The organism is Novosphingobium sp. KA1 (assembly GCF_017309955.1).
Classification (GTDB): domain Bacteria; phylum Pseudomonadota; class Alphaproteobacteria; order Sphingomonadales; family Sphingomonadaceae; genus Novosphingobium.
Genome location: NZ_CP021247.1, coordinates 2557329 through 2569948, shown reverse-complemented (window position 1 = coordinate 2569948; position 12620 = coordinate 2557329). Strand labels below are relative to the sequence as shown.

At 67.8% G+C, this 12620-nt stretch carries 10 protein-coding genes and 1 tRNA gene; 5 read left to right on the top strand and 6 right to left on the bottom strand.

The features are described 5' to 3' along the window. Positions 1-115: 115 nt before the first annotated feature. A complete protein-coding gene (locus tag CA833_RS12350; protein ID WP_207078189.1) occupies positions 116-1615 on the top strand; it encodes a hypothetical protein in 1500 nt (499 codons plus the stop codon). Between the two features lie 63 nt (positions 1616-1678). On the opposite strand, the gene tig is transcribed toward CA833_RS12350, so the two are convergent. Beyond that, on the bottom strand, positions 1679-3232 hold the full coding sequence (gene tig, locus CA833_RS12345; protein ID WP_142634908.1) for a trigger factor: 1554 nt from the start codon (positions 3230-3232) through the stop codon (positions 1679-1681). Positions 3233-3310: 78 nt separating this feature from the next. After that, positions 3311-3395 (bottom strand) — tRNA-Leu (locus tag CA833_RS12340). A 210-nt stretch (positions 3396-3605) separates the two neighbouring features. Here CA833_RS12340 and CA833_RS12335 point away from each other — a divergent pair. Continuing rightward, a complete protein-coding gene (locus CA833_RS12335) occupies positions 3606-3767 on the top strand; it encodes a hypothetical protein (protein WP_185928593.1) in 162 nt (53 codons plus the stop codon). A 146-nt stretch (positions 3768-3913) separates the two neighbouring features. Here the strand turns inward: CA833_RS12335 and sppA are convergent, their stop codons facing one another. Further along, positions 3914-5809 carry a signal peptide peptidase SppA gene (sppA, locus tag CA833_RS12330; protein ID WP_207078188.1) on the bottom strand — a complete coding sequence of 632 codons (1896 nt, stop codon included), beginning with the start codon at positions 5807-5809 and terminating at the stop codon, positions 3914-3916. 154 nt (positions 5810-5963) lie between these two features. On the opposite strand from sppA, the gene CA833_RS12325 reads away from it, so the two are divergent. Both CA833_RS12325 and CA833_RS12320 read left to right on the top strand, forming a co-directional pair. After that, positions 5964-6944 carry an aspartate carbamoyltransferase catalytic subunit gene (locus tag CA833_RS12325; protein WP_142634911.1) on the top strand — a complete coding sequence of 327 codons (981 nt, stop codon included), beginning with the start codon at positions 5964-5966 and terminating at the stop codon, positions 6942-6944. Next, positions 6941-8182, top strand: a complete 1242-nt coding sequence (locus tag CA833_RS12320) for a dihydroorotase family protein (RefSeq protein ID WP_142634913.1) — start codon at positions 6941-6943, stop codon at positions 8180-8182. Before CA833_RS12325 ends, CA833_RS12320 begins: the two co-directional genes overlap by 4 nt. 169 nt (positions 8183-8351) lie before the next feature. On the opposite strand, the gene CA833_RS12315 is transcribed toward CA833_RS12320, so the two are convergent. The 3 genes from CA833_RS12315 to CA833_RS12305 are packed head-to-tail and all read right to left on the bottom strand — an operon-like array spanning position 8352 to position 11144. Continuing rightward, positions 8352-9611, bottom strand: coding sequence for an SPOR domain-containing protein (locus tag CA833_RS12315; RefSeq protein WP_207078187.1), 1260 nt, complete (start codon positions 9609-9611; stop codon positions 8352-8354). A gap of 25 nt (positions 9612-9636) precedes the next feature. Beyond that, positions 9637-10422: a hypothetical protein gene (locus CA833_RS26940; RefSeq protein WP_242526074.1), complete on the bottom strand. Its 786-nt coding sequence runs from the start codon at positions 10420-10422 to the stop codon at positions 9637-9639. Next, complete coding sequence (locus CA833_RS12305; RefSeq protein WP_142634918.1) at positions 10419-11144, bottom strand: ParA family protein; 726 nt, start codon at positions 11142-11144, stop codon at positions 10419-10421. The genes CA833_RS26940 and CA833_RS12305 overlap by 4 nt, the downstream gene beginning before the upstream one ends. 339 nt (positions 11145-11483) lie before the next feature. Here CA833_RS12305 and CA833_RS12300 point away from each other — a divergent pair, with 339 nt between their 5' ends. Beyond that, entirely contained in the window at positions 11484-12563 is a 1080-nt protein-coding gene (locus CA833_RS12300) for an SPOR domain-containing protein (RefSeq protein ID WP_242526073.1), read from the top strand. Positions 12564-12620 lie beyond the last annotated feature (57 nt).

Here is a 12620-nt window from a genome sequence, read left to right as displayed (position 1 = left end):
TGATTCGTTGCCCTTTGACCACAATTCAGTCATCCACCGGCAGGATAAGGAAATTAGCGTAGAATTCGGGCCGTTCATCATTTTGGCCATCACCGGCTTCGGGGGGAGCCTGGACATGTCAAGGAAGCTCCATTTCGGCACAATCCTGCTCGCCGCAGCCGCACTGGCCGTGGCCATCGCCTGGGCCTGCCTCCATCGCGGGCCCTGGTACGACGAGTTCTACACCCAGTACGTGACCCGCCCCGGCCCGGGCTGGACCGAGGCGCTGCGCACAAGCTGGCTCGCGGACAATCACCCGCCGCTCTATTACGCCCTGGCGCGGGCGAGCGACGGACTCGGCCGGATCGAGACGCACCGGCTGCTCAACCTTGCCATCGGCGCATGCGGCCTGCTGGCGGGCGCCGCGATCGTGCGCGACGTGCCCCGCCTGCTGCCTGCCGGCGCCGCGCTGCTGCTGCTGCTGGCCGGCAACGAATGGACGGTGCTGAGCGGCAGCGAACTGCGCTCCTACTTCCTGTCCCTGTGCGCCGGCGCCCTGCTGGCGTTTTCACTGGCCGCCCTGGCGCTGACCCGCGAGGGCGGCTCGATCCCCCGCCGGCTGGCCTACGGCGCGGCCGTGCTGATCGGGTTCAACACCCATATCGTCACCACGCTCATCGCGGGCTCACTGATCCTGCTGTTCCTGCTGATCGCCGCCCTGCAGCGGGACTGGAGCTATTTTCGGGCCCTGCTGCTGCCGCCACTGGCCTCCGGCCTGCTGTTTGTCGCCGTCAGCCTGGTGCAATTGCCGCATTGGCAGGCCAACACGCAGAATTTCTGGATCGAGGGCGGGCTCGCCTCGGCGCGCTGGTCGATCGAATATGCGCTGCTGCGATGCCTGGAGGCCAATCCGCTGGTGCTGGCCGGTGCAATCGCCGGCGTGGCGATCATGGGGCGCGACCTCATGCGCGACCGTGCCGCCTGCGAAGGCATCGCGATCCTGGCGCAGCTGGCCGCGGGCGTCGTTCTTGGCCTGGCGCTGCTGACCGCCATCCACCTCGTCCACCCGCTGCTGATCGAGAAGTATCTGACCGCGATGGTCGGCGCCGTCAGCCTGGGCATGGCGCTGGCCTGCGGGCGGCTGCTGCGGGCACTGGGCCCGGCGGCCGGCGCGATGTTCCTCGGTGCGGCACTGCTGCTGTCGCTATGGAGCCTGTGCGACCACGTCGCGCGGACCACCGCGCGCAACTCCTGGTACGGCACCGGTCGCTACGTGGCGGACATCCGGGCCACCTGCCCCGACACCCTTGTCCATGTCGACCGGTTCTGGAATGCCGACGTCATGGCGATGTCGCCGGCGGACAATCTGGCGGTCGCGCCTGCGGCCTACCGCACCGTCGCGGCCCATTTCGGCTTCGCGCTGGAACCGGAAACCTCGCGGCGCATGGCAAAGGCGTGCCCCACGCTGTTCTGGGCCGAGCATGACACCCGCCACCGCTTCACCGACGCCGCCATCCTTGCCCATTTGCGCGCCAGCGGCTTTGCGGTGAACGCCATCACCGTGCGGCGCATCGGCGACGGCTGGGTCGCCATGGCCGCAGCCAGGCCGGAGCAGGGGCTCCTGACATCCCCATAACAAAAAGAGCCCGGCGCATCGCTGCACCGGGCTCTTTTGTAGCATCAAGCCAGCTGGAAGAGATCAGTCTTCCTTGGCAGCAGCCTTCTTCTTGGCCGGAGCCTTCTTGGCGGGCTTTTCAGCCTCGCCTTCGGCCTCGTCCTTCTTGGCAGCGGCCTTCTTGGCGGGAGCCTTCTTCGGCTTTTCCGCAGCAGCAGCTTCTTCAGCCGGAGCTTCCGCTTCGTCCTTCTTGGCGGCGGCCTTCTTCGCCGGAGCCTTCTTGGCCGGCTTCTTGGCTTCCACCTTGTCGCCGTCGGTGTCGGCTTCGATGGCGGCCTGCAGTTCGTCGCGGGTCACTTCACGCTCGGTGACTTCGGCCTTCTCGATGAGGAAGTCGACGACCTTGTCCTCATAGAGAGGCGCGCGCAGCTGAGCGGCCATCATCGGGTCCTGGCGGACGTATTCCATGAAGCGCTGGCGGTCTTCTGGACGATACTGCTGCGCGGCCTGCGCAACCAGCATCTGCATTTCCTGCGCGGTCACTTCGACGCCGTTCGACTGGCCGATTTCCGACAGGAGCAGGCCAAGACGCACGCGGCGCTCGGCGATCTTGCGGTAGTCGTCCTTCTCGGCCTCGATCTCGGCGAGAGCGGCGGCCGGGTCTTCCTCGTGGCTGGCTTCGTGGGTCAGCTGCTGCCAGATCTGCGAGAATTCGGCTTCCACCATGGTCGGCGGAACGTCGAAGTCGTGCCCTGCGGCAAGCTGGTCGAGCAGCTGGCGCTTCATGGCGGTGCGGGTCAGGCCGGCAGTTTCCTGCTCCAGCTGGCCCTTCAGGAGGCCCTGAAGCTGCTCGAGGCTCTCGAGGCCGAGTTCCTTGGCGAAATCGTCGTCAAGCTTGGCTTCGGCGGGAGCCTTCACTTCGTGGACGACGATGTCGAAGGTGGTTTCCTTGCCGGCGAGGTTCGCGGCAGGATAGTCTTCGGGGAAGGTCACGGTGATGGTGCGCTCGTCGCCGGCCTTGGCGCCTTCCAGCTGCTCTTCGAAGCCGGGGATGAAGCGGCCCGCGCCGATCACGAGCGGAGCCTTCTCGGCCTTGCCGCCGTCGAATTCGACGCCGTCGAGCTTGCCGGTGAAGTCGATGATCAGCTGGTCGCCGTCAGCGGCCGCGCCGTCCTTGGTTTCGAAACGCTGCTGCTGCGAGGCGATACGCTCGACCGCTTCGGTCACGGCGTCTTCCGCAACCGGAACCACCAGCTTTTCGAGCTTCAGACCATCGATGGCGGGGGCCGCGATCACCGGGAGAACTTCGAGGCTGACGGTCAGCTCGGCGTCCTTGCCCTGCTCGTAGCCTTCACCAAGGGCAACGTCGGGGTTCATCGCGGGGCGCAGGGCGTGGTCGGCGACCAGCTTGTCCATGGCTTCGCGAATCGTCGCGTTCAGCGCGTCCTGGTGGATGGCTTCGCCGTGCATCTTCTTGACGAGATTGGCGGGCACCTTGCCGGCGCGGAAGCCGGGCATCTTCACCTGCGGAGCGATCTTCTTGATTTCGCCTTCGACGCGCGCGGTGATGGTCGTGGCGGGAATGGTCACCGTGTAGGCGCGCTTGAGGCCCTCGTTGGTGGTTTCGACGATCTGCATTTCAAATGCCTTCCTGTGCAATGCAACGGGCCTTACGGCCGATTCCAAGCGGCTCACCCTCCCCCGGGGCGACGAGACTGGTGCGGGCGAAGGGACTCGAACCCCCACATCTTGCGATGGCAGGACCTAAACCTGCTGCGTCTACCAGTTCCGCCACGCCCGCATGGATGAAGCCTGAAACTCAAGGGACGTGCCCTTATAAGGACACGCGGAAAAGGGCAAGTGCGGCGATTCGCCTTGCCCGCAGGACAATCGCGGCGTTCCCGTGCCGACACGTGCCGCCACCGCCGGCCGCACAGCCCCCTCGGGAAGCGACTTGCACTGCGCCCCTGGACCACCCACTTAGAGAGAAGTCAACGAAAAGAGAGGCATCATGGCCACCCAACCCGGAGACGAACCCGGCAATACCCCGCCCGAAACCCCGGTTCCGCCGATGGAACCGGGCGTGCCCGACGGCCCCGAGGAACTGCCCCCCGAAGGGCCGGATTTCGATGAGCCCGACACCGGGCCGCTGGAAATTCCCCCAGCGGATTAAAGTTTCGCCGCAGGAATGCCCGAGCGAGCATTCCTGCGGCGGCACCGGCCCACGCCCCCACCCGACCACCCACTAGGGTACAGTCGTCGGGTGGGGGCGTGGGCCGGTGCCGCCAAAATCCGCCCGCGGCGGGTTTTCGAACAAACTCAATCGAAACCGACCAGTTTGGCCAGCATGCGCAGGGCAGAGGTATTCTCAACCTTGCGCTCCGCCCCCGGCACCACCGGGCATTCGAGGCAATAGGCCTGCGCGCCGCGGCTCGACAGCATGGCGGTGAGCTGCCCTGCCACGCGGGCCGCCTGCTCCTCGCGCCGCCGCGACACCAGGCTGGCAAAATCGTAGGCACCGCCGTCGATGCGCGCGCCCTCTTCCGGTGCGGAGGAACTGAAGCTGCCGAGGAACTTCGTGAGCGCGTCCTCCTCGCTTTCCAGATAGACCGCGTGCCACGTGCCATTGCCGACACCGCCAAGCCGCGCGGCCTCGGTCAGAGCAGCGTTCAGATCACCCATCTTGTCGACCAGCCCGATCTTCTGCGCTTCCGCGCCCGGCCAGACGCGGCCCTGGGCGATGGTATCCATCTTCTCGGGCGCGGACTTGCGCGCCTTGGCGGCGAGCCCCACGAACTTGCGATACGTGCTCTCGACCGAGGCCTGCAGCATGCCCTCCACTTCGGGGGTGAAGCCGCCGAGAATGTCGGGCTGGCCCGACAGCGGCGTGGTCTTCACCCCGTCGCTGGTGACGCCGTATTCACCCAGCGTCTTCTCGAAGCTGGTGACGACGGCAAAGACGCCGATCGATCCGGTGATCGTCGCAGGCTCGGCATAGACCGTCTGCCCCGGGGTCGAGACCCAGTAACCGCCGCTCGCGGCCAGATTGCCCATCGAGACCACGACCGGGATCTTCCTCGCCTTGTAGCGTTCGATCGCGCGGCGCATGCGCTCCGCCGCCATGGCGGAGCCGCCCGGCGAATCGACCCGCACGACCAGCGCCTTGAAGCCCTCGTCGATATTGTCGTCGAGCAATTGGGCGATACGGTCGCCGCCCGCCTTGCCGGGACCGGCATCGCCGTCGACGATCTCGCCCGCGATGGTGACGACGCCGATCCTGGCGCCTTCCTTCTTCTCCGGATGGGCCGCCAGCCAGGCCGCGAGGCCAGTGTGCCGGTAGGGAAGATCGTCCGCGCCCGAATCGTCCTTGCCGGCGAGTTCGGCGATACGGGCATCGAACTCGCTCTTGTCGCCGATCCGGTCGACGATCCCGGCAGCTTTCGCGCCTTCGGCAAAATCGCCGCCGCTCGCCTGTGCCCAGGCCAGCGGATCGCCGGTCATCCGGTCAAGCTGCGCCCGGGGCCGCGCCTTGGCGACGTCGGCGCGGTAGCTGCCCCAAAGCGCGCCATAGATGTCCTGATAGGCCTCGCGTGCGGCGGGCGACATGTCATTGCGGATATAGGGCTCGACATAGCTCTTGTAGGTGCCCGCGCGGTAGACGTGGGCATTGACCTTGAAGCGGTCCAGCAGCGCCTTGAAATAGACCTGGTTGCCGCCCGGCCCCGCCACGAAGGCGCCGCCCATCGGGTCCACCCAGACTTCGCTGGCATGGGCGGCAAGTTGCACCCCGTCATCGGCATAGGCATTGGCGAATGCCAGCACCGGCTTGCCGGCCTTGCGCACGCCGTCCAGTTCCTTGCCGATCTCCTCGATATGCACCATGCCGCCCCCCAGGAAGCGCGACATGTCGAGCACGACGACCTTGATCCGCGCGTCGGTCGCGGCCAGCCGGAGCGCACGCTCGATGTCGCGGGCCTGGTACTGGCCTGCGGGCGCCTCGCTGCTCATCAGCATAGCGAGCGGGTCCACCCTGCTCTTTTCCTCGACGATCGAACCGTCGAGCTTGAGCAGCAGCGCCCCGTCCTCGATCTTGCCCGCCGCCGGGCGCGCCATCAGCACGGCATAGAGGGCACCGAAAAACAGCAGGAGAAACACCAGCGCCAGCGCGTCCTTCACGCCGACCAGCAATTTCCAGACCCTCTGCGCGAACTTCATGGATTCACCCGCCTTTCCAGTCTGCTGCATAGCCCCGCCCCGCCCCTGCGGCCAGAGCCGGAAAGAACCTTTCCCAGCTCCGCATAACTCTTGGCTCTAATTACCCGCAAAACGCTTGAGCCGGGGCATCACCATGCCTATGGCCTTTTCTTCGATGACAGCTCCAGAATATACCTATCCGGAAGGCGCACTCGCCTTCCCGCATCGCAGCCTCGTGGGCATCGCGGGCCTTGCCCCGCACGAGATCTGGTTCCTGCTCGATGAGGCGGAACAGTGGGTCGAGCTCAACCGCGGCACCCAGAAGCGCCGGGACCTGCTCTCGGGCCTCACCATCATCAACGCCTTCTTCGAGAACTCGACACGCACGCTGCTGAGCTTCGAGATCGCCGGCAAGCGCCTCGGCGCCGACGTGGTGAACATGGCGGTGGCGACCTCGAGCGTGAAGAAGGGCGAGACGCTGATCGACACGGCGATGACGCTCAACGCCATGCGCGCCGACGCCATCGTCATCCGCCACGCCAGTTCCGGCGCGGTGCACCTCATCTCCGATCTCGTCGACTGTCCCGTGCTCAATGCCGGTGACGGCCAGCACGAGCACCCGACCCAGGCCCTGCTCGACGCGCTCACCATTCGCCAGGCCAAGCGCGCCTTCAACGGCCTGCGCGTGGTCATCTGCGGCGACATCCTGCACAGCCGCGTGGCCCGCTCCAACATCCTCTCGCTCGCCTCGCTGGGCGCCGAAGTGCGCGTCTGCGCGCCGCCCGCGCTGCTGCCCGCCGATATCGAGCGCATGAACGTCAAGGTCTTCCACGACTTCGACGCCGCGCTGAAGGGCGCCGACGTGGTCATGATGCTGCGCCTCCAGCTGGAACGCATGGAAGGCCAGTTCATCCCCTCGCCGCGCGAGTATCGCCACCTCTACGGCCTCACGCTCGACCGCCTCGCCAAGGCCGAGCCTGACGCCCTTGTCATGCATCCGGGACCCATGAACCGCGGTATCGAGATCGATTCCAACGTCGCCGACCTCGTCGGCCGCTCGCAGATCACCACCCAGGTGGAAATGGGCGTCGCCATGCGCATGGCCTGCCTCGAAGTGCTGACCCGAAAAGGCCGCGGCGTGGAGGGCTGGGCATGAGCGTGCACGCCCCCCTCACCGTCACCAACGGCCAGCTGCTGCTGGCAGACGGCACCATCACGAACGGCGCGCTGCGCTGCGAAGGCGGCTTCATCACCGCCATCGGCACCGATGTTAGCCCGGCCGAGGGCGATCATGTCCATGACGCCCGGGGCCAGCTGATCGCCCCCGGCCTCGTCGACCTCGGCGTCTTTGCCATCGACAAGCCCGCCTTCCACTTCGGCGGCATCACCCGCGCCGGGCTGATGCCCGACCAGAACCCGCCGCTCGACGTGCCCGCCCGCGTCCGCTTCGCGGCGCAATCGGGCAAGCCGGACCTCTGGGTCCACCCGCTGGCCGCCGCCACGCAGGGGCTCGAAGGCACCGCGCTGGCCGAAATCGCGCTGATGCGCGATGCCGGAGCCCGCGCGGTCGCCACCGGCCGCCGCTGGATCGGCGATTCGGGCACGATGCTGCGCTTGCTGCAATATACCGGCATGCTCGGTATGGTGGTCATCACCCACCCCGAGGACGCAGGGATCGTCGGCAAGGCCGTGGCCACCGCCGGCGAGATGGCCACCCGCCTCGGCCTGCCCTCCGCCCCGGCCGGCGCCGAAGCCCTCGCCATTGCCCGCGACATCGCGCTGGCGGAAATGACCGGCGCGGCCATCCACTTCCGCAAGGTCACCACCGCCAAGGGGCTGGACCTCGTGCGCGGCGCCAAGGATCGCGGCCTGAAAGTGACAGCGGGCGTGACCCCGGCCTACTTCATGCTCTCCGACCTCGCGCTGGCGGGCTTCCGTACCTTTGCGCACCTCTCGCCGCCGCTGCGCAGCGAGGATGACCGCAAGGCGGTGATCGCGGCCATCGGCGACGGCACCATCGACGTGATCGGCTCGGGCCACGACCCGCGCGGCCCCGAGGACAAGCGCCTGCCCTTCGCCGATTCGGCCCCCGGCATGGCCGGTGCCGAGACGCTGCTGCCGCACACCATGAACCTCGTGCGCGACGGTGTGATCTCGCTCGCCCGGGCCTTCGAACTGCTCGCGGCCAACCCCGCGAGGCTGCTCGGCGTCAATGCCGGACGCCTCGAAGTGGGCGCCGAGGCGGACATCGCGGTGATTGCCCCGGATCGTCCGTGGATCGTCGATTCGGGCAAGATGGCAGCGCTCGCGGGCAACACCCCGTTCGACCGCCAGCCCGTCCAGGGCCGCGTGGCAGCGCTGTTCAAGGGCGGCGTGACCCTGCTCGACAAGTAATACCGACCTGCGTTGAGCTTGACCCATCGCAGGTTGGTCAAGCCCGCGCGGCGCCGAACCTTACACCGGCGCCTCGCCCCCGGCAGCTGGCCATGCTCCAAAAAAGACGGCTCCTGTCCGAGGACAGGAGCCGTTCAGGTTCACATGGAACTGGTAAAAGGCGAGCGCGTCAGCGGCTCGCGAGCATGGCGCCCGGCAGCGGGCGATGCTCGGCATAGGCAAGGCAGGCCGAACCGCCCTTGCGCACGGTCGAGCACAGCGACTGCGCACTCCCGCGATCGAACCCTTCGGCGGCAACGCGGTAATAGCGCTGGCCGTTCACTTGCGCCTCGGTGATGCGCAGGCTGTGATCCTTGAGCCTGGGATTGCGCGCCTGGAAGATGGACCAGGCACGCTTGGCGCCTTCCATCGTGCGGAACGAACCGAGCTGGACAAGATGCGTGGTCGGCTGCGTCAGCGCGGTCCGGGCGCGCGGCGCGGCCATTTTGGGTGCCGGGGCGAACTGCCGGGCAGGCGCCACGACGGCGGCTGCGGCGACCATGCGCGGCGCCGGCGCGGCGGCCGCAGCAGCCTCGGGTTCATCGGCCTGGTTGGCACCCCAGAAGGTTTCGCCGGTCTGCACCGCCGGGAGTTCGGCGCCCCCGGAAGCCGGCTGGACCGGCGCGGGCGCAGGAACAGGAGCGGGCACATCGGCCACCGCCAGTCTTGCGCCTTCGGCCGGCTGGTTCAGCGCCAGCATGGCCGGCTGGCCCTGATCGGCGCGCAGCGGCGCACCGATGAGACCGGCAATGCGTTCACGGCCCTTGCCCGGATTGGCACTGGCGGCCCATTCGGCAAGACGCGCATCGAGCGCATCGCCCGAAAGGTCCTGCGAGGCGATCAGCCGCGCCTCGCCCCAACGCCCATCGAGCGCATAGGCATATGCAAGGTTCTGGCGCGCCTTGGGCGTCGCTTCGCCGCCGCGCACCGCCTCGGTCAGCACCGAGACACCCACCGAGGGTTCACCAGCAAGCGCAACCGCAAGGCCGAAGTCACTGGCGGGCAGCTGCCCCTGGACACGGTCAAGCACGGCCAGCGCCTCGGCATTGCGACCGGCGCCGATATAGGCAAGTGCGGCGCCGAGCGCGGTGTGCGCATCCTCGTCACCCAGCGAGATGGCGTCCTCGAACGTGGTCGCAGCGGAATCGAAGCGCCCGATCGCGAGGTAGGCCTGCGCCAGCGCCGTGCGCGCCGCGGCATCGCGCGGAGACTTGGCCACGCGCTGTTCGGCGCGGGCAAGATCCTTGTCCACCTGCGCACCGGCGGAAACCGGGGCCCCGGTGCTGGCAAGCGGCGTCTGCGCCGCGCAGCTGACGAGCAGCGCGGCCGCCATGGCGGCGCCCAGCGCGAGACCGGCCGTGCGGGCATGGGATGACTTGAGGCGTTCCATCAGAATATTCCCCCCTGGGACGACTTCAGCTTCGCGTTCCGACGGTGAACGCCGGGGACGAGAGGTCAGCGAATTCGGCAAGGTACTTGTCGAGTGCCTCGGTCACGATCACTTGCGCGCTGCGGTTGAGCAGCAGGCCGGCCATCTTGAGGCGGAAATGCCGTTCGGCATCGAGGCGAAGGGTGAAGGCGGCGCGGCGGCCTTCGGTCACGAGATTGCGGGCCGGGGCCACCGGACGGTTGATGCGCTCGGCCAGATCGTCGATCTGGCGCAGCACGTCGGGCTTGCGCGCCGCAAATGCGGGTACCTCGGGGGCGAGCGAAGCCATCGGCGCGCTGGTCGAGCCATCCTCGCCGGTATCCTCGTCAAAATGATCGTCCGGCGCGACGTCCACATGAGCGGGCTGGGACCAGACCGAAAGCTCTGCCTCGGGCGCGGGCTCGGCATGGAGCGCAGCCGTACTCACGGCATCCCGCCCCGCGACGTCCGCGTGAACGGCCTCATCCTGAACGCCCTCACCTTGAACGAACGCTTCCGGGACCACGGCCACATGCGGAACCTCGAACGGAGCGTGGTGCGCGACCTGGGTTTCGGTCTGGAGCTCCGTACGGACTTGCGGCGTCTCGCTCAGGCCCCAGTCGTTCCAGCCGAGATCTTCCATCTTGGCGGCATCCATGCGCATGCCGGAAAGACCGAAGGAGGCCGTATCCTGACGGCGCATCGCCGGCCGCGCCGCACCCTTGCGGGCAAGCAGGCTCGGCGAAAGCGAAGCAAACGGCCGGGGTTCGCCAAGCGCGCCCGACACGGTCACGACCCCACGACGCGGCGGCCGAAGCCACCGACGGGACGCGGCGCGCCCTGCATGACCGGCTGGCCGGAAATCGGCGGCGCCGAGAACACGGTGCGGCGGAAGTTCTTTTCGAGACGGTCCGAAATGTAGTTCCACAGCGCGGCGACTTCCTGCGCGGAGCGGCCGTTGGGATCCACTTCCATGACCGTGCGGCCATCGATCATCGAGGCGGCAAAGTCGGTACGCTGGTGCAGCGTCACCGGTGCCACGGTGCCGTGCTGCGACAGCGCGACAGCGGCCTCGGCGGTGATTCGCGCCTTGGGCGTGGCGGCGTTGACGACAAACAGCAGAGGCTTGCCCGAACGCTCGCACAAGTCGACGGTCGCGCCCACCGCCCGCAGGTCATGCGGGCTCGGGCGGGTCGGCACGACGATCAGCTCGGAAACCGAGATCACGCTCTGGATCGCCAGGGTGATGGCCGGCGGCGTGTCGATCACGGCCAGCTTGAAGCCCTGCTGGCGCAGGATCTGCAGGTCTGCCGCGAGGCGGGCGACGGTGGTCTGCGCAAAGGCGGGCAGTTCCGCTTCGCGCTCGTTCCACCAGTCGGCCAGCGAACCCTGCGGATCGATGTCGATCAGCACGACCGGGCCTGCGCCCGCGCGCTGGGCCTGGACGGCAAGATGTCCCGAGAGCGTCGTCTTGCCCGAGCCGCCCTTCTGCGATGCCAATGCCAGTACTCGCAAAGCCCTGTCCCCTGAGAATTCCGCTAGGAAAGTGAACCTGTCACGGCGATGGGATCGCAGATCGTTCCTAATTTAGAGTTAATTAGACCCCACCTCGGCGAAACGGGCGGGCAGCGTGGCCCGATGCTGTCCTGCCATGCGGCAGTGAGGGAATTGTTTACCATGGCGGTTAACGTCACTTTTCGGCACAGCAGCGCATATTCCCGCTTCCGACTGGTGCTATCCGTCAATCATCGCCTACTATCGCGCGGGATCAGCGACGGGAATCGGGGCGAGTTCTGCATGAATGGATTACTGCGATTCCTCCTTCTGGGTGGCGGCTGCTGCGCCGTCGCGGCGATGGCGACGCCTTCGCTCGGCGCCGCCGCCGATGCATCCGGCGGCGCGAATACCGTAAAGGCGGGGGTCGAGGCCTGGTCTGCCGGGCAGTATGAAACGGCCGTGCAACTGTGGAAGCCGCTTGCCGACAAGGGCGACGCCGATGCCCAGTTCAATCTCGCACAGGCCTACAAGATGGGACGCGGGGTGCCGCTCGATCTTGCAAGGGCCGAATCACTCTACGGCAAGGCCGCCGCGCATGGCCACGTCCAGGCGGCCGACAACTACGGACTGCTGATGTTCCAGCGCGGCGAGCGCGACGCCGCAATGCCCTATATCGCCGCCGCCTCGGCGCGGGGGGATGCGCGGGCGCAGTACATCCTGGGCGTCGCGCACTTCAACGGCGACCTGGCCGAAAAGGACTGGGTGCGCGCCTATGCCCTCGTCAGTCTGGCCCAGCAGGCCGGGTTGCCGCAGGCGACTCGCGCGCTGACGCAAATGGACGAACACATTCCGATCGAGCAGCGCCAGCAAGGCGTCGCGCTCGCGGTAAAGCTCGCCGCCGACGCCGAGGCCGCCCGCGCAAGGCTCGACACCAGCGCCTCGCTCGGCGCCCCCGCGACTGCGCGCGCAGCGCCCCCGCCCCCGCCTTCGCCTACAGCCTCGCCGACCGGCCCGGCCGCGGCCGGCGCCGACTATGCCCGGCCGCAAGCGACCGCCGCTCCGCAACCGGTTCGCCCCATCTCCAACCCTGCCGTCACCAGACCTTCCGTCACCAGACCTGCGGTCCCGTCGGCCGTCACGAAGCCGGCAGCGACAACAGCACCCAAACCGTTCCCGGCAAAACCCGCCACGCCCTCCCCAGCGCAGGGCCAGTGGCGCCTCCAACTCGGCGCTTTCGGGGTTCCGGGCAATGCGGAGCGGCTCTGGTCCTCGCTCGCCAAGCGCCCGGAACTGGCGGGCAAGCGCCGCGAACTGGTCCCCGGCGGCAGCCTGACCCGCCTCTACGCCGCCGGTTTCGCCACCCGATCCGAAGCCGAAAAGGCCTGCGCCGCCCTCAAGGGCCCAAGCCAGCCCTGCCTGGTCGTTCCCGCTCACTGACACCGCGTTAGCGCCCGGGCGTTCCGGCGCTTTCGTAATTCCCGTGGACGAGCGCGA